The sequence below is a fragment of the Proteus hauseri ATCC 700826 genome (assembly GCF_001654965.1).
GTDB lineage: Bacteria > Pseudomonadota > Gammaproteobacteria > Enterobacterales > Enterobacteriaceae > Proteus > Proteus hauseri.
Genome location: NZ_LXEV01000018.1, coordinates 1 through 19372, shown reverse-complemented (window position 1 = coordinate 19372; position 19372 = coordinate 1). Strand labels below are relative to the sequence as shown.

The 19372-nt window shown below is 37.5% G+C and carries 14 protein-coding genes; 12 read left to right on the top strand and 2 right to left on the bottom strand.

Going from position 1 to position 19372, the window contains the following annotated elements; translation table 11 throughout:
* Positions 1–2: 2 nt before the first annotated feature.
* Positions 3–2333 (bottom strand): TonB-dependent hemoglobin/transferrin/lactoferrin family receptor, encoded by a 2331-nt coding sequence (locus M997_RS06390; protein WP_082918396.1) that lies wholly within the window; start codon positions 2331–2333, stop codon positions 3–5.
* 502 nt (positions 2334–2835) lie between these two features.
* On the opposite strand from M997_RS06390, the gene M997_RS06385 reads away from it, so the two are divergent.
* The 8 genes from M997_RS06385 (at position 2836) to emrB (ending at position 12419) form a co-directional block, all read left to right on the top strand.
* Complete coding sequence (locus M997_RS06385; protein WP_064719282.1) at positions 2836–3471, top strand: CDP-alcohol phosphatidyltransferase family protein; 636 nt, start codon at positions 2836–2838, stop codon at positions 3469–3471.
* Positions 3468–5237 (top strand): bifunctional alpha/beta hydrolase/class I SAM-dependent methyltransferase, encoded by a 1770-nt coding sequence (locus M997_RS06380; protein WP_064719281.1) that lies wholly within the window; start codon positions 3468–3470, stop codon positions 5235–5237. The genes M997_RS06385 and M997_RS06380 overlap by 4 nt, the downstream gene beginning before the upstream one ends.
* A gap of 106 nt (positions 5238–5343) precedes the next feature.
* Positions 5344–6711 carry a phosphatase PAP2/dual specificity phosphatase family protein gene (locus tag M997_RS06375; RefSeq protein WP_064719279.1) on the top strand — a complete coding sequence of 456 codons (1368 nt, stop codon included), beginning with the start codon at positions 5344–5346 and terminating at the stop codon, positions 6709–6711.
* Position 6712: 1 nt separating this feature from the next.
* Positions 6713–7105 (top strand): hypothetical protein, encoded by a 393-nt coding sequence (locus tag M997_RS06370; RefSeq protein ID WP_064719278.1) that lies wholly within the window; start codon positions 6713–6715, stop codon positions 7103–7105.
* A gap of 179 nt (positions 7106–7284) precedes the next feature.
* Positions 7285–8493 (top strand): MFS transporter, encoded by a 1209-nt coding sequence (locus tag M997_RS06365; protein WP_064719277.1) that lies wholly within the window; start codon positions 7285–7287, stop codon positions 8491–8493.
* A gap of 492 nt (positions 8494–8985) precedes the next feature.
* Positions 8986–9513: a transcriptional repressor MprA gene (mprA, locus tag M997_RS06360; protein ID WP_064719276.1), complete on the top strand. Its 528-nt coding sequence runs from the start codon at positions 8986–8988 to the stop codon at positions 9511–9513.
* Between the two features lie 194 nt (positions 9514–9707).
* On the top strand, positions 9708–10883 hold the full coding sequence (gene emrA / locus M997_RS06355) for a multidrug efflux MFS transporter periplasmic adaptor subunit EmrA (protein WP_064719275.1): 1176 nt from the start codon (positions 9708–9710) through the stop codon (positions 10881–10883).
* A 57-nt stretch (positions 10884–10940) separates the two neighbouring features.
* Positions 10941–12419, top strand: a complete 1479-nt coding sequence (emrB, locus tag M997_RS06350) for a multidrug efflux MFS transporter permease subunit EmrB (protein ID WP_420874847.1) — start codon at positions 10941–10943, stop codon at positions 12417–12419.
* Positions 12420–12514: 95 nt separating this feature from the next.
* Here the strand turns inward: emrB and M997_RS06345 are convergent, their stop codons facing one another.
* On the bottom strand, positions 12515–13678 hold the full coding sequence (locus M997_RS06345) for a tRNA/rRNA methyltransferase (protein WP_064719273.1): 1164 nt from the start codon (positions 13676–13678) through the stop codon (positions 12515–12517).
* Between the two features lie 351 nt (positions 13679–14029).
* On the opposite strand from M997_RS06345, the gene M997_RS06340 reads away from it, so the two are divergent.
* The 4 genes from M997_RS06340 to M997_RS06325 form a co-directional block, all read left to right on the top strand.
* A complete protein-coding gene (locus M997_RS06340) occupies positions 14030–14731 on the top strand; it encodes a tRNA-uridine aminocarboxypropyltransferase (RefSeq protein ID WP_064719272.1) in 702 nt (233 codons plus the stop codon).
* A 28-nt stretch (positions 14732–14759) separates the two neighbouring features.
* Positions 14760–17420: a bifunctional acetate--CoA ligase family protein/GNAT family N-acetyltransferase gene (locus tag M997_RS06335; RefSeq protein WP_064719271.1), complete on the top strand. Its 2661-nt coding sequence runs from the start codon at positions 14760–14762 to the stop codon at positions 17418–17420.
* Positions 17421–17608: 188 nt separating this feature from the next.
* Entirely contained in the window at positions 17609–18967 is a 1359-nt protein-coding gene (gene pssA, locus M997_RS06330) for a CDP-diacylglycerol--serine O-phosphatidyltransferase (protein ID WP_064719270.1), read from the top strand.
* A gap of 131 nt (positions 18968–19098) precedes the next feature.
* Positions 19099–19372 (top strand): YfiM family protein (locus M997_RS06325; RefSeq protein WP_064719269.1); only part of this gene is annotated, 274 nt, incomplete at its 3' end.

The window sequence follows — 19372 nt, the reverse complement described above, 5'->3', positions numbered from 1 at the left end:
AATTAGAATCTTTTTACTACTGTAAATCTGAAATCACGCCCAACACCAGATACTGACTCACCTAAATAAGGGTAATAATCTTGGTTAAATAAATTAGCGACAGTAAAACGCACTTCAGTATTATGGATAAAAGTGGGTTCCCAATTAGCAAATAAACCATGAATCGAATAGCCTTTACTTTTTGGTAGTGACCAATAAGCGGCATCAGGGTCATTATCCATCGGAGAACGACGCTGGGCACCAATAAAGTCCCCCGTCCACCCCATATTGACGTTAATTTGCGGTACTTTGATCCCAATAGTGGCATGTAAAGCATCAGGCTGAATTTCTGCAATCCATGTTTTTTGACCGAACCACGGATCACGCGGCGATTGGTCTCGCGTCCCTTTCATGGTGGAATACGCTAAACGACCAAATAAATTGGAACTATCATAAAAGGCTTCAATCTCCATTCCTTGAATATGATAACCCGGTAAATTACGGTAATTACCAATGGATGGCGGACAATTTCCATTATGCCCATCCACTTTTTGGCTCTCACAATAAACACCACGACGGCGGAATATTTCATCTTTACCATGACTATCAAACAATGTCGTTCTCAATTGCACTTGATCTTGTTGCTGGAATACATTTTCAAAATCAGCTATCGCACCAATCCGAAATGCACGGATCGTTTCTTTATCTAAATGGCGACTTGTTCCTGTTAAACTTGAAATGCTTGATTGAACTTCATATTGTTCATCAATCAGTGGAGCTCGCCATGTATAAGTTAAATCACTAAAGAAACGGATATTCTGATTCATTTTCCATAACAAACCTAAATGTGGCGTTGCTCCGCTATAAGTCACATCAGAATAATCATGACCAAAATAAGGATTTGGATCTTGATAAACAATTGCACGACTTCCCTTTCCTTGGTTCTTTACAATATCGTAGCGAACACCAGGTGTTATCGTTAAGGTTTTATAGCTAATAGAATCTTGTAAATAGAAACTTGTGGTGGTTTGCGTTCCTTCAGGCATATAAGGAGGCGCGTAATAACCATAGTTATAATTTGGATTTTTGGCTTTATCTCGAGTAAACATCAACACATCACGATCATTTCGATGCCAGCGTGTTCCTATCATCACCTGATGCTCAAATGCACCATGCATCAGTGTGCTTTCGTTTTTAATTTCGATTTGATGATTTCTATAATCAACCCAGCTTTGGTTTCCCATGCTGCCACTAAAATATGAGCTTGCTGTTTCAGGACGACTATCATTTTGTTTGGTTTTTGAATAACCATAAGTTAGCGTTAAATTAATTAAATCAGAATCAACAGGTTGTATATTCCATTTTGCACTGAAGGTATCATCTTTCTGGTCACGATAAACTAATTTACGTTTCATCGCCGCATCAAAACCATATTTATCTACATCACCTTGGCTAGGTTTTGCTAATTCATCTCGCTTAGCAGCCCAAGGTGTCCAACCATCACTTTCTGATCTTGATGCGGATAATGTTAATGTTTGCTCATCGGTTAAATAGAGATTGGTTTTTATTAAAAATGAATCTTGATCTGATTGAGAATAGCCAAATTTAGTCCCATCTGGGCGTCTTAAATCATCACTTTCACGGCGATTAAAATAGAATAAACCATCCGCTTTGCCATCGAATAACTTGCCATATACTGCCCCACTATAACGATTTTGTTTATCATTAGTGTGATGCCCATATTTTAAAAACATCCCAATATTCTGATTGGGTAATAATAAATCATCAGGATCTTTCGTTTCAATTCTTACTGAGCCACCAAATCCGCCATTACCCTGGGTAATATTATGAGGGCCTTTATCTACATCAAGACGACGTATTAATTCAGGATCAATAAATATCGAACCTTGACGATATTTCTCAAATGTTTTAGGCGTGCCATCAAGCGTAATTTTAATATCTTCTGGATTGCCCATTCCCCAAATATTTAACGTTTGTCCACCAGGTCTTGGTGAACCCGATGATGAAATACCCGGTAATTTATCGACTAATTCTGCAATATTGTTAGGTTGTATTCTATTGATATCTTTAAGTGTAAGCACCGTACTTCCTGCATCAACACTTGAGTTTAATTCCCCGCCAACATAAATTGGTTCAATAACAATTTTCTCACGTTGTTGTTCCGTTTGCATTTGCGTTGCTGAGGTTGCAGAAATCACTTTTTCTGGTTCTGTATTCTCACCAGCATAGCTATTTAATGAAGTCAGCGAAGTCAATAATAATGCAATGGCTGATGATGAAAATACCCCAATCCCCCGATGATAGGCAGGTTTCTTTGCTGATAAATGAATCATAATAAAAGTATCTTTTGTATGGTTATAAGATTAATAAATAGTTAGAAAATCATGTAACGCGCAAATATGATAATGATAATAATTATCATTATCTACTTTTATTAATAAGTTGAATTAATTCGGTAATCTACACTGAAATAACAAATTAGTTAGAGTTATATTTTATTTAAAGGAATATTTGCGATTAATTAAACTAATTTCATTGGAAACTGTAAGGAAATAAAATATTGGCTTGGTACTTATTATTTCTATTCCCTCAATAAAATCACATAGAGCTAGCACAGAACTGTCTGATAATACTAATGTTGCATTTACCTTTCATTGCTGACTTATTGTCGCTATCTAATTATTTACTCAAGCAATTTTCTATGCCTGCTTTTGCTTTAATTATGAACCAAATAAAAAACATAAAAATAAAGATATTCAATTAGATAAAAATCAGTTAAAAATAAAAAAACCAGTATTAGGTTAATAATTAAACTTTAGAACACAAGGAAGCGTCATGACTATTTATGACCTAAAACCTAAATTCCAATCACTATTACGCCCTTATGTTATAAAACTTTCTCAGCGAGGGGTCAGCGCTAATCAAATCACACTATTTGCGCTGTTTTTATCAGTTGCAATGGGAGGGCTATTATTGCTTTACCCTACACCTCGGCTTTTTTTATTGCTTCCTTTTATTCTTTTTTTTCGTATGGCACTCAACGCCATCGATGGAATGCTGGCTCGAGAACACAATCAAAAAAGTACATTGGGTGCCATATTAAATGAAACTAGCGATGTCATTTCTGATGTTGCCCTTTATCTTCCTTTTGCTTTTATTTTTCCGCACGCTTTTTGGTGGATCATTCTCGCGCTATTTTTAATGATAATGACAGAGTTTGTCGGCGTACTCGCACAAACTATTCATGCGACTCGCCGTTATGACGGACCCATGGGAAAAAGCGATAGAGCATTTGTTTTTGGTTCAATAGCTTTTTTTATCGGCCTTTTTCCCTCGTTGGCATTATCAGAAAACACTTTCTATCTTTTCATTATTATCAATTTATTACTCTTGTTGACCTGTTATCACCGCATTAATCGCGCATTAAAAGAAGTACAATTAACAGGTAAAGATAAGGATACATCGTTATGAATCAACAAATACAGTACCAAACACAAAGGAATATGGTTGAGTCTGAGTTTACCACCAGCGATAAAACACCACTTTTTTATCGCTATTGGCCTTCTCAAATTACCACTGAAAATAAAGCAATCATTTTATTTCATCGAGGCCATGAACACTCTGGTCGTGTTGCTCACCTTGTTGATGAACTTGATTTACCTGATTTTTCGATGTTTGCTTGGGATGCTCGTGGACATGGAAAAAATGAAGGGCCTAGGGGATATAGCCCATCAATGGGCACATCAATAAAAGATATCGATGAATTCGTTCATTACGTATCATCTAATTATGATATTCCGTTAGAAAATATCATTGTTGTGGGCCAAAGTGTTGGTGCCGTTCTTGTTGCCGGTTGGGTGCATGATTATGCCCCTAAGATCCGTGGCATGGTTTTGGCATCTCCAGCATTTAAAGTAAAACTTTATGTGCCTTTTGCTCGCACAGGATTGGCTTTGATGCAAAAGATCCGCGGTCTTTTTTATGTTAACTCCTATGTAAAAGCTAAATATCTTACTCATGACCAAAGTCGCATTGACTCATTTAATAAAGATCCTCTTATTACTCGCGCTATCGCCGTTAATATTTTATTAGAGCTGTATAAAACGGCTGACCGCGTTGTCGAAGATGCCAGTGCAATTACCTTACCTACTCAGTTATTTATTTCAGGTAACGATCACGTTGTACATGCCAAACCACAACATCTGTTCTACCAACGCTTAAATACACCCATTAAAGAAAAACATGTTTTACCGGGTTTTTACCATGACACGTTAGGCGAAAAAGATCGCATTATTGCAATAGATAAAATGCGCACTTTTATTGAGACGCTATTCGCTCAACCAGTTTATCAACATGACTATCGTCAAGAAGATAAATGGAGCCACAGTGCAGATGTTTATCGTTCATTACTCACCCCCTTACCTAAATTTTGCCCTAAAAAAATGTACTATAAGGTACTTAGTCGCTCAATGCGTACTTTAGGCAAAGCCTCTGAAGGTGTTGCATTGGGTTATGATAAAGGCTTTGATTCAGGGTCAACACTTGATTATGTCTATCGTAATCACCCTCAAGGAAAAGGTTTATTTGGCCGTGTTGTTGATAAACAATATTTAAATAGTATTGGTTGGCAAGGTATTCGTCAGCGCAAAATTAATATCGAAAATACCATCCGTTATGCAATTCGACAGTTAACACAAAATAATATGCCTGTTCATATTATGGATATTGCTGCTGGGCAAGGTCGTTACTTATTTGATGCCATTAATGATTATGGCAAAGTTGATTCTATTTTGATGCGTGACTATAGCAGCATCAACGTTGAACAAGGTCGCATCGCAATAAAAGAACGACACTTAGAAGATAAAGTTCGTTTTGAAGAAGGAAATGCTTTTGATGGCGAAAGTCTCAGTGCGGTATCACCTTCACCTACTTTAGCTATCGTTAGTGGACTTTATGAACTATTCCCTGAAAATCAGCTACTCAGAGAATCACTAAAAGGGTTATCCCAAGCTATCCCTTCTGGCGGTTTACTTATTTATACTTGCCAACCTTGGCACCCTCAACTTGAAATGATTGCTCGTGTATTACCAAGCCACCAAAATGGACAACCTTGGATTATGCGCTGTCGAAGCCAAGGAGAAATGGACGCATTGGTTGAAGAAGCTGGTTTTGAAAAACTCGATCAACATATTGATCATTGGGGTATTTTTAGCGTATCAATTGCAAAACGCCACTAAGCCCAAGATGTCTAAATAATAAAACGTAAATAAATCAACTAATAATATCGCTATATGGTTATCATATGGCGATATTAGTCGCTAAATTGAAGAAAGGAATTTTATGATGAGTGGATACACTCACACGCCTATATCATCAAATAAAAAAAGGATCTGGCTTACTGGTATTTTGTGGCTACTCTTCCTTGCGCCTTTTTTCTATTTAACTTATATGCAAGTAAATGCCTATACTTCAACCTTATCAAGTGTCTCTTCTTTTGTTTATTCTTGGGAAAAATATATCCCCTTTTTACCTTGGACAATTATCCCTTATTGGAGCGTTAATCTAGCTTATGGTATATCACTGTTTATTTGCACAACACTAAGAGAACAATTTATTCATGGTATTCGTCTGATAGCCGCCTCTTTTATTGCCTGTAGTGGTTTTTTATTATTTCCACTAAAATTTAGTTTTACTCGCCCTGTAACAGATGGGTTTTCTGGTTGGTTATTTACTCAACTTGAAGGTTTCGATTTGCCTTATAATCAAGCTCCTTCGCTACATATTATTTTATTGTGGATAATATGGTTACGCTTTAGAGCACATACACCACCATCATGGCATTGGGTGCTAAATTTATGGTCACTATTAATTGCGGTATCTGTACTCACCACTTGGCAACATCATTTTATTGATATTATTACGGGATTTGCTGTAGGGGTATTGGTCTGTTATTTATTCCCCATAAAAACTCGCTGGCAATGGCAATTTAGCGCAAGCAAACGCAGTTTACGTATTGCTAAAAACTACGCTTTATCTGCTCTGTTTTTCTATATTATCGCAGTAGGACTACAAGGTATTTTTTGGTTATTTATTTGGCCGGCAATCACACTGACTTTTATTACACTTGGTTATTTAGGTGCTGGCGCGACTATTTTTCAAAAAACGTCACAAGGCGAAGTATCACTTTCGGCACAAATAATCCTGTTACCTTATCGTTTTTTTGCTTGGTGTACTTATCGCTATTATTTAAAACACTGCCGCACACCGAGCCAAATAACAGAAAATATTCTATTGGGTGGACGCCCTCTTTATCACTTAAAAGCACAAGCTGTTTTTGATTTAACCTGTGAATGGCCAAGAAATCAATTTAGTAAAAAACAATTTTATTTAGCCCAGCCTCAAATCGATTTATTGCCTTTATCGCCAAATGATATTAGCAATGCAATGTTATCAATGGAAAAACTTATTCAACAAGGCACTGTTTATATTCATTGCAAATTAGGCTATTCCCGTAGCGCAACCGTAGTGGTTGCTTGGCTGGTATATAGTCGTCAAGCACAAGATTTAACTGAAGCACTCAAACAGGTTTACGATGCTCGCCCTCAAGTAATTTTGAACCAAGAAACACAACAAGCACTACAGATTTGGTATAACAACTATCTCAAAAATCAACAGAATCAACAGAATCAACAGAATCAACAGCGAGTCTAATATGCTAACAACAAAAACCAGCGGTGAAACCATCATTACATTAACCCAAAGCTGGCGTTATTTACTGTTTTTATCACTGCTTCCTTATATAGGCTTCTTTCTTTTTTTAACGTTGGCCATTATCAGTAAATTTAGTCTTTTGGTTGCTTCTTTATTATTTTTATTCACCCAATATCATCTCTTTCGTTTGTGGTTAGATAGCTGTTTTTTCCGTACTCTTTATCGCTATCGTGACGACGAAAGTTTTGATGAAGGCTTACAACTGTTTTTTCCTGCACGCCCTAAAAAAATCACCATGAAAGCACGTTGGCTAGGCACCAAACGTCTATTTACTCTTTCATTGATAGGTATTTTAATTCAATGGGGATGGTTTTTACTGACACTACTCTTTTAAAAGTAACGATTGAGTGATAATTAAATAGTCCTATTTGCTAGATAAAACAATGCATAACATCACCAAGATACCTTTTAACATTTCAAATTAATTGAACATATCTGTCATAGTATTTCTTTCCGCAAAAAAATAACTCATGCTACTATCATTCACATTATTAAATATTAGCTTTGAATATTATGGAAAAAACAGTACCTCAAACTTCCCTCAGTAAGGGACTTATTCTTTTAATGGCGGTTGCTACAGGTATGGTTGTTGCCAGTAACTACTATGCTCAACCTCTTCTCGATTCTATCGCGACTTATTTTGATATTTCAGCCACGATGGCAGGTTTTATTGTTACAACAGCGCAATTAAGCTACGCCATTGGGTTAATACTTTTAGTTCCTCTTGGCGATATTTTTGAACGTCGCTCGCTAATTATTACCATGACATTAATTTCCGCTAGTGGCCTATTAGTCACCGCAATGGCTTCTAATATTTGGATAATGCTACTTGGTACAGCATTATCAGGTATGTTTTCCGTTGTCGCTCAGATACTGGTTCCTTTTGCAGCAACGCTTGCCGCGCCTCATCAAAGAGGGAAAGCTGTTGGTACTATTATGAGTGGTTTATTGCTTGGTATTTTACTCGCAAGAACCGTTTCAGGATTAATGGCATCCATTACTAATTGGCAAGGAATTTTCTGGGTTGCCAGTGTATGTTTGGCTATTTTAGCGATCACTTTATGGCGCTGCTTACCAACCTATAAAAGCCAAACTGAACTCAATTATTTTCAACTGTTAGGCTCTATTTTTAAACTATTTGCCACAACACCAGTATTAAGAACACGCTCATTAATTGGCGCACTTATTTTTGCACACTTTGGTTTATTGTGGACATCAATGGCATTTTTATTGTCATCAAATCCATTTAATTATTCAGATGCCGTCATTGGGTTATTTGGCCTAATTGGTGCTGCTGGCGCATTAATGGCGAGCAAAGCGGGTGGATGGGTTGATAAAGGAAAAGGAAAAATAACAACAACCGTTGGGCTAATCATTTTGTTTATCTCATGGTGCTTTATTATTATTGCTCCTTATTTCCACTGGATTGGTGTCGTAAGCTTTATTATTGGCGTTATTCTGCTAGATTTAGCTGTTCAGGGTGTACACGTTACCAATCAAAGTACTATCTATCGTATTTTACCTGATGCCAGAAACCGGTTAACCGCGGCTTACATGACCAGCTACTTTATTGGTGGTGCTTTAGGCTCGTTATTATCAGGATATGCTTATCATCAATATGGATGGATTGGTGTTTCTATAGCAGGTTTAGTTATCGGTGTCTTAGGACTGATTGTCTGGTTATTAGGTTATAAAAATGATCCAATTATTCAGACTAAATAATTATTCTTACCAAGGATGGTTATTTTATTCCTCTACTTCCTCGCCAATCAGAATAAAACATGAATGTTTTAACAGCGTGATTACTATTGATGTATATCATCAATTCATTCTTTATTAAGAAAATTATATCAATCTTGCCCATAAACTATTAAAAATATAATTTCTTAATGCTAATGTAATCAATGTAACTATTACATAATGGAATAAGTTTATTACGTGTATTATCGTAAAAAACGATCCATTCTTTCACAAATAGACTATTATTCATTGTCGAATAAGTGATAAATTGATTTTGTTAACTTATTGCAAAGAGATAAGCACCGATCCATTTTTTTGTGTTATCATTCATAAAATTTATGAATCAGGTAGCATAATCAAAAAAATAGAGTGCCTATAAATAATAAAAATTGCTAAATTGTGTGTTTAATATACCATTTAACATGTTGATAACAGCAGTTATCCTAATTTTCGAAACTAACAAGGTGTCTAAAAATGGAAAGCTCATTTACGCCAACAGAAGAATTACTAAACACTCGCGCTACACAACAGAAATCGCTTAACAAGGATATTCCTTATCAAGAAATTTTGTTAACTCGCCTTTCTATGCACGTACAAAGCAAACTTCTTGAAAGTCGTAATAATATGTTGAAGTCTCAAGGTATCAACGAGACGCTATTTATGGCACTAATGATTTTAGATACAACAGAAAACCGCAGCATACAGCCTTCAGAGCTTAGTGCAGCATTAGGTTCTTCTAGAACAAATGCTACTCGTATCGCTGATGAGTTAGAAAAACAAGGTTGGATAGAACGTCGCGAAAGTCACAATGACCGTCGTTGTTTACATCTTCATCTTACCGACGCAGGTGAAGAGTTTTTAAACAGCTTGTTACCGCCGCAACATCAATGTCTGAAAAAAATCTGGTCAGTTCTAGACTCTCATGAACAAAAAGAACTAGAATCATTGATGCGTAAACTGCTGTTACAACTCGATACCTTAGCTGAAAAAGGCTGTGAATAAGCAACGGAATAAATAGTTTTATTGATCTAATCCTATTTACGCCATAAATCGGCAAACATACTTACTCATTAGCCATTATAATCTGCTCCTCACGCTAATAATTATTCTAAGATTAACCTTATACCTATGTTTCCAGTGTCAATACTGGAAACATATCTGATGATGTTTTTCTGGTTTCTATGGAGATCTTCTAAATGAGTGTTAATGAGGAAAATACCCCCCCTCAGGCCCCCATTCGCAATAAAAAACGAACTCGCCGAAATGTTTTATTGCTACTTACCTTCTTATTTGTTGTTGCCGGTGCTGCTTATACAGCTTATTGGTTTACCGTATTAAGACATCACGAAACAACCGACAATGCATATGTTACTGGTAATCAAATTATGGTTATGCCACAAATTTCAGGTTCAGTGGTAACCGTTTATGTTGATAACACCGATTATGTAAAAGCAGGTGAGCCACTCGTACAGTTAGATCCTCGTGATGAAGAACTCGCCTTGGAAAAAGCAAAAACGGCATTAGCAAATAGCGTTCGTCAAATGCATCAACAAATAATTAATGGTCGCCAATTAAAAGCTAATATTGTTTTACGTGAAACCGAACTCACAAAATTACAAAATGACCTACGACGCCGTGAAGTATTAGGCGAACGCAATGTAATTGGTAAGGAAGAACTTCAACATGCCAGAGAAGCCGTATCGACAGCAAGAGCGGCTTTAGATGTTGCTAAAGAACAATATAATGCGAATCAAGCAATTATCTTAAATACGCCAATAGCTCAGCAACCTCCTGTTTTACAAGCAGCAACAGATGTACGCAATGCATGGTTAGCATTAGAGAGAACTAAAATTCTTAGCCCAACAGAGGGTTATATCTCACGCCGTAGTGTACAAGTTGGCGCACAAGTTTCTCCTGGAAAACCTTTAATGGCCGTGGTTCCAGCAACAGGAATGTGGATTGATGCCAACTTTAAAGAAACACAACTTGCCAATATGCGTATTGGTCAGCCTGCTAAGATCACCACTGATTTTTATGGTAAAAAAGTGATTTATCATGGCACAGTGCAGGGGCTAGATATGGGAACAGGCAGCGCATTTTCCTTATTACCAGCACAAAATGCCAGCGGTAACTGGATAAAGGTTGTACAACGTTTACCTGTTCGTATCGCTCTTGATACAAAAGAAATCGCAGATAAACCTTTGCGTATTGGGCTTTCAACAGAAGTAACCGTTGATACCATTAACCTTGATGGCAAAGTTCTATCACAAAGCGAACGCCAAGCTCCTGCTTATCATACTGACGCCCTTACTATTGATATGTCAGCAATAAATAAATTGATCAATGAAATCATTGAACAAAATGCTGGATAATAAAGGCGAGGTGTAAAGGTGATTAAACAGCCATTACAAGGAGGAAAACTTGCCATAATGACCATCGCATTAGCGTTGGCAACCTTTATGCAAGTTCTTGATTCTACTATCGCTAACGTAGCGATACCAACTATCGCAGGAAACCTTGGTGCCTCAAACTCTCAAGGCACTTGGGTCATTACCTCATTTGGTGTTGCTAACGCAATTTCTATTCCAATTACTGGATGGCTTGCAAAACGTATAGGCGAAGTTCGACTATTTATGTGGTCAACGGCGCTTTTTGCATTAACATCCTGGCTTTGTGGTATTTCACAAAGTTTGGAAATGCTTATTTTCTTTCGTGTTCTTCAAGGATTGGTTGCAGGCCCACTTATCCCATTATCACAAAGTTTATTATTAAATAACTATCCACCAGCAAAACGTAATATGGCATTGGCTTTATGGTCAGTGACTATCGTTGTCGCCCCTATTTTAGGCCCAATTTTGGGTGGATATATTAGTGATAACTATCATTGGGGATGGATTTTCTTTATTAACGTTCCGTTTGGTGTGTTGATCATTATGTGTATTTCAAACACATTAAAAGGGCGAGAAACAAAAACAGAAATCAAACCCATTGATACTATTGGCTTAGTATTATTAGTTGTGGGTATTGGTGCGCTACAGATAATGCTTGATCAGGGCAAAGAGCTAGATTGGTTTAATTCAACTGAAATTATCATACTCACTATTGTTGCTGTCGTGGCATTAAGCTTCTTAATTGTTTGGGAACTCACTGATGACCACCCTGTTATCGACCTCTCTTTATTTAAAAGTCGTAACTTTACCATTGGGTGTGTCACGCTAAGTCTCGCGTATATGATTTACTTTGGGACTATCGTTCTACTTCCGCTACTCTTACAAGAAGTTTTTGGTTATACCGCAACTTGGGCAGGACTGGCTTCGGCATCAGTAGGTTTGTTACCTTTAATTATCACACCTCTGATTGGTAAATTTGGTGGCAAAGTTGACCTACGCTATATCATTAGCTTTAGCTTTGTGATGTTTGCAGTTTGTTTTTACTGGCGAGCTTACACTTTCGAGCCAGGAATGGATTTTGCAACTGTAGCCTGGCCTCAGTTTTGGCAAGGCTTAGCGGTTGCTTGTTTCTTTATGCCATTGACCACCATGACATTATCAGGATTGCCGCCAGAGAAAATGGCTTCGGCATCCAGTTTATCGAATTTTTTAAGAACACTAGCGGGTGCGATAGGTGCTTCATTAACGACCACTATTTGGACGCAAAGAGAATCACTACACCACGAAACTTTTGTGGAAAAAATCAATCCTTTTGATCCAGATTCACAAATGGTTTATCAGCAAATGAGTGAGTTAGGTCTTTCTAATGAACAAACCTCAGCATACCTTGCTAAAACCATCACAGAACAAGGACTTATTCTTTCAGCTAATGAGATTTTTTGGTTAGCCGCGGGTATCTTCCTTATCATGATGGTGGTTGTTTGGTTTGCCAGACCGCCCTTCTCACCAGGAAAATAATTTTTCTTAATACATCGTAAAAATATTCGATTACAGATAACAAAAACCCCGTTTTAAACGGGGTTTTTTATCATAACTTAAACAATAAGTTGCAATTAATTCTGGTGTTGACGCCACCATTCTGCAAGTAATACACCTGAAGCCACAGAAACATTCAGACTTTCAACATGTCCTGTGCCACCGATATAAATACTCATATCACCTTGATTTAAAGTACTTTCGCTTAAACCATCTTTCTCTTGGCCTAAAATCAATACCATTTTTGCAGGTAACTGAGCTTTAGCTAATGGCACACTGCCTTTATGGCTAGAAGTTGTTACTAACGTATAACCTGCTTTTCTGAATTGGTCTAAAGTTTGAGTAAAGTTATCCGCATCAATACCTTGAATATATTCCGCACCACCTTCAGCAGTACGTACAGCGGCACCAGACTCTAATACTGCTGAATCAGGAGAAATCACGCCTTTAATACCAAAGTGTGCACAACTACGCATAATTGCACCAACATTATGTGGGTTACCCACATCTTCAAGTGCTAATACACAATCTTTTTCAGGTGCATCATTCAAATATGTTTGGGCATCATGGCCTGCACGTTTTTTGATAAGGAAGCAGACACCACCGTGATGGTCTGTGCGAGCGGCTTTTACCATCTCTTCTTCTTCAACAACGTGGTAGGCTTTACGGTTGGCCGCCATCCATTTTAATGCGTCACGAAAACGTGGTGTTACATCTTGTAAGAACCATGCACGAACTATTGCATCAGGACGGTTTTTAAACATAGCCTGACAAGCATTTTCCCCATAAATACGGGTTTCTTCTAAACGCTGGCGACGCAACTGTTCAGGATCAATTTGGCTCTTACCGGTAATACCATCGTGCTCTTTAATTGCCTCTTCACCAGCAGGGCGAGAAACTGTTTTCCAAGGTGAAAAGCGACCACCTTCATCATCACGAGCGGGTTTGGTCTCATTACGTGATGTGCCACGCCCTGAAGGCTTACCTGCACCACGGTCATCACGACGAGAAAATTGGTTATCACCACGTCTGTTATCGCGATTTTTATCGTCGCGGTTATCACCACGTCTATTATCACGATTTTTATCGTCACGGTTATCACCGCGTTTGGTATCACGGCTATCACCACGACCATTTTCAGGACGGCGGGATGGTTTTTTAGGTTTATTATCGGCATCGTCTTCACTACGGACGTACATCACTTTTACTTTGCCGTTTTTACCTTGATAGGAATCGTTCATTTGTCTCTCCAACTGCAATAGGGGCGCAGATTACCTGATAGTTTAGCAACTGTCACCGAGAGAATCACGCACAGGAATAGATAAACTAATCATAATCAAACAATAATCAATTTCATCATTTTTATCGGTAAGCGATAAATGCTAATTTTCTTATAAAAAACAAGCTATAAAAATAGGGCATAGCAAATTAAACCTTGCTGAAAATAAAATTTTCTGACTTTCTTCTCATCAGGTTTATCTTCAATTTAATGCTTTTTCACTAATAATTTGTTTATAAAAAGACACTCCGTGGTCTGTTTCTTTCTATCGTGATAACATTCGCTTCTTTTTTACGATTTTGGTCTCTCTGTTATGCGTGACAATGCAGTGTCTCGACTTCGTCAATATCGATTATCTATTTCAACTCGCCCTTTTAAAGCGAGAGGCTTTCGTGTAATACGTTGCTCCTTTTGTTTATTACCAGAAAAACTGTGTTTATGTGAAACCATTGTCGCTCAAACAGCCAGAAGCCGTTTTTGTTTAATGATGTATGATACTGAGGTAATGAAACCCAGTAATACAGGTAAATTAATTGCCGATGTATTACCAGACACTCAGGCTTTTTTATGGTCACGCACTAATCCTGAAAAAGCGTTGTTAGATGCAATTAACGATCCATTACGCCAAGCTTACGTTGTTTTTCCCGAAAGTTATGCACCTAGTGATCGTATGGTTTATAACCAAGTACCAGAAAATAGCAAACCACCACTTTTTATCATGCTGGATGGCACATGGGCAGAAGCACGAAAAATGTTTCGCAAAAGCCCTTACCTTGATTCATTACCGTTATTTTCTATTAATGAAGCAACAAAAAGTGAGTATGTTCTTCGCCAAGCGGCAAGAGAAGATCAACACTGTACCGCTGAAGTTGCCGCCTCTATTTTAGAAAGTATGAATGACAACCAAGCTGCACAACAGCTGTTTTCTCATTTTGCCTACTTTCGTCAACAATATTTACGTGGAAAACCAGACAGACACCCAGCAAAAGAAGAACAAATCAGCTACATTGAATAAATGATTATTGCAACGTTCAGGAGTTGATATGAGCCAAAGAGGTCTTGAAGCACTATTACGCCCAAAATCAATCGCTGTTATTGGTGCCTCCGATAAAATAGGCCGCGCAGGTACAACCATGATGAAAAACCTGCTGAGTGGTGGATTTAATGGCCCTGTGTTTCCGGTTAATCCTTCTCGAGGCTCAGTTTCTGGTGTTTTCACTTATCCATCTATCGATAAATTACCCCAAATTCCTGATTTAGCGATTATTTGTACTCATCATCATCGAAACCTTGAATTACTTGAACAACTTGGTCAGTCTGGCTGTAAAGCAGTCATTGTTCTTTCAGCACAACCTGAACAATTTCAACCAATGAAGCTGATTTGTCAGCAATATCATATTCGTTTGCTTGGTCCTAATAGCTTAGGATTATTGGCACCGTGGCAAGGTTTAAATGCCAGTTTCTCCCCTCTTCCGGTGAAAAAAGGGAAGTTGGCTTTTATTTCACAATCAGCAGCCGTTGCCAACACGATTTTAGATTGGGCCTATTATCGTAATATTGGATTTTCTTATTTTATCGCATTAGGTGATAACCAAGATATTCAAGTGGATGATCTACTTGATTTTTTAGCTAGAGACAGTAAAACAAGCGCCATATTATTACATTTAGAACATATTCATGACGCGAGACGCTTTATGTCGGCATCCCGTAGTGCTTCTCGCAATAAACCTATTTTGGTGATAAAAAGCGGGCGAACCCAAAGAGCGCAGCTCTTATTAGGCGATACACCAAGTTATGATGTTGCTTATGACGCGGCTTTTCAACGTGCGGGATTACTGCGAGTACAAGATACCCATGAAATGTTTTCTGCTGTCGAAACGCTTAGTTATATGACGCCTTTAAAAGGCGAAAGATTAATGATTATGAGTAATGGCTCAGCACCTGCGGCAATGGCGGTTGATGAGCTATTTTTACAATCGGGTAAACTGGCACAACTATCTGAAGAAACGCAACAGCAACTACAAAAAGTGGTGCTAGAAAAAAATACTATTCGTAACCCACTTAATTTGGGTGATGATACAACAGTAGGCTGCTATATCGCCGCCCTTAACTGCTTGTTAGATAGTCATGATCATGATGCATTACTGCTAATTCATACTCCTAGTGCGATAGCACCGAGTATTGAAACGGCACAAAAGGTTATCGAAACAATTGCAAAACATCCTAGAAGAAAATGGTTAACTATTTTTACTAACTGGGGGGGAGAATATTCTTCTCAGCAATCACGTAAATTGTTTAGTGACGCTGGTATTCCGACTTATCGTACGCCAGAAGGTGCCGTAACTGCATTTATGCATATGGTGGAATATCGCCGAAATCAGAAACAACTCAAAGAAACGCCAGCTTTACCTTTAGATGTCAAAATGAATACACAGCAAGCACATCGCTGTATTGAAGAAGCTCTAGAAAAAAAACAATATCGGCTTGATACACACCAAGTGCAGCCTATTATGGAAGCCTATGGTTTCAATACATTACCAACATGGATTGCCCATAATGCACAAGAAGCTGTTAGTATTGCCGAAAAAATCGGTTATCCCGTTGCATTGAAGCTACGCTCATCTGACATTCCTCATAAATCAGAAGTCCAAGGGGTCATGCTTTATTTAAGGGATAAAATAGAAGTCGAATCCGCAGCTCATGCGATTATTGAGCGAGTAAGTGAACATTATCCTCAAGCTCAAATTCAAGGCTTATTAGTACAAAGCATGGCTAATCGTGCAGGCTCTCAAGAGTTACGAGTAGCTATCGAACAAGACCCTATCTTCGGCCCTCTTATTTTATTGGGCGAAGGTGGTGTTGAATGGCAAATTGAAACCAAGGCCGCTGTCGCATTACCACCACTGAATATGGCACTTGCGCGATATTTAGTGATTAATGCGATTAAGAGTGGAAAAATACAACCAAGAAGCGCTTTGCAGCCATTAAATATTTTGAGTTTAAGCCACTTTTTAGTTCAAGTTTCACATCTATTATTAGACTGCCCTCAAATAATTCGGCTAGATATTCATCCATTATTAGTTTCTGGTAATGATTTTACCTTATTAGATGTTGCAATGGAGTTAGCACCATTGAGCGGCGATCCTCATCAACGTTTATCTATTCGCCCTTATCCTAATGAACTCGAAGAAACTTTTTTATTAAGGGATAACAATCCTTGTTTTATTCGCCCAATCTTGCCTGAGGATGAGCCTTTATTAAAAATTTTCATCAACCAAGTCACAAAAGAAGATCTTTATTATCGTTACTTTAGTGAAATAAGTGAATTTACTCATGACGATCTAGCAAATATGACGCAAATTGATTACGACCGAGAAATGGCTTTTGTGGCAATACGACATTCTGATAGTCAACCAGAAATCATCGGCGTTGCTCGAGCAATGGCTGATCCTGATAATCAACAAGCTGAATTTGCCATATTGGTTCGTTCCGATTTAAAAGGAAATACACTTGGTCATCAGCTTATGCTGAAACTTATCAACTATACTAGAACACATGGTATTAAACGTTTAACAGCAATTACTATGCCTGAAAATCGAAATATGATCAGTTTAGCCAAAAAACTAGGCTTTTCTGTTGAGGTACAATTCGATGAAGGAATTGTTAATCTTGACTTGCTTCTTGAACCATTAAAAGCGACCTAATGTTATTATCATCGACTAAAGTTTCCGTGTGTGATAGTTCACGTATCCTTTGAGAAATTAGCAAGATATGATGATTTTATGCGTACATACCATATAACTAATGTTATGATCGACAGATCGGTTTAAGAAAATTTAATTACGGACGGTGGCTCCATCTGCCATCATAAACAAGAGAAATAAGCACTGTGATGTTGTCTAAATTAAAACTTGCAAAGCATCAACAACACCTTGCACAACTGCCTAAATTAGCTCAGTCAGTTGCTGATGTTGAAACGCTTTATCAGACGTCCGCGTTTCGCAGCACCTTATTGAAATATATTGCTCAAGCAGAGAAAGAAATCTTTATTACTGCTCTTTATTTAGAACATGATGAAGCAGGCGAAGAGATCCTTGCTGCGCTTTATGCTGCCAAACAACAACGACCTGAATTATCCATTACTGTTATTGTTGATTGGCATCGAGCACAACGTGGACGTATTGGTGTCGCTTCAGATGCCACCAACGCAGATTGGTACTACCAGGTCGCACAACAACACCCTGGCGTAGAAGTTCCTATTTATGGTATTCCGGTGAATACACGAGAAGCATTAGGTGTATTACACCTAAAAGGCTTTATTTTCGACGATACAGTTATTTATAGTGGTGCAAGTATCAATAATGTCTACTTGCATAAACTCGATAAATATCGTTATGACCGGTATCACATTATTCATAATGCTGAACTTGCAGCAACAATGAAGCAATTTGTTATTACGGATTTATTACAATCTGATGCTATCCAACGACTCGATATTAAAGATAGAGTCCGCTGTGCAGAGATCAAAAATCATATACGACAATTTCGATTTAATCTGCGCATACGTGATGGTTACGATATTAAAGGCAATGCTTCTAACAATGAATTAGCGGTCACACCTTTGATGGGGTTAGGTAAAAAGAATCTTCTTAATAAGACTATTTCCCACCTTATGGCGATCACAGAAGAAAAATTAGTTATTTGTACTCCTTATTTTAATTTACCCGCAATTCTTGTTCGTCAAATTAGTCATTTATTAAGAAATGGCAAACAAGTAGAAATTATTATTGGTGATAAAACAGCAAATGATTTTTATATTCCGCCAGAAGAACCATTTAAAATTATTGGTGCATTACCTTATCTTTATGAAATGAATCTACGTAAATTTACTTCTCGTTTTCAACGATTTGTAGATAACAACCAATTAACCGTTCGCCTTTGGAAGGATAGCGATAATACCTATCACTTAAAAGGTATGTGGGTTGATGATACATGGCAATTAATTACTGGCAATAATCTTAACCCTCGTGCATGGGGATTAGATTTAGAGAATGCCGTATTAATTCATGATCCAAACCATGAATTACATGAACAACGCCATAAGGAATTAGCCTGTATTCGTGAACACACGGTTATTGTGAAACATTATCAAGATCTAGAAAGTATTAAACTTTATCCAATTAAAATAAAAAAATTGATTAAGCGCTTACGTCGTATTCGTGTAGACAGATTAATTAGCCGCATTCTTTAATTTTATCATCTAACAGACTTTATCTTAGACCTTACTTTTAAGTAAGGTTTTTTTTATTTTTAATTATCCTCTTCTATACTTAATAAATTCATTAATTATTCTTTATTTATCTATAAAAAAATTTCATTTTTATGAAACTAAAACTTAAATCTGCCTATTTAATTATTTTATTTTCAAGCTCGCTTTTAACCGGCTGCCAATCATTTCATTTTGCTAATGATAATTGGCGAGGTAAAGATAAAGCTCAGCATTTCCTTTTTTCTATGGCTACTGCTGCAGGAGCCAATGCTTATGCAGATCATCAAAATTACGGACATAGAGAGGGATTATTAATAGGGTTGAGTTTTTCAATCACTTTAGGTGCAGCAAAAGAATTATATGATAGCCGCCCCGAAGGCACTGGTT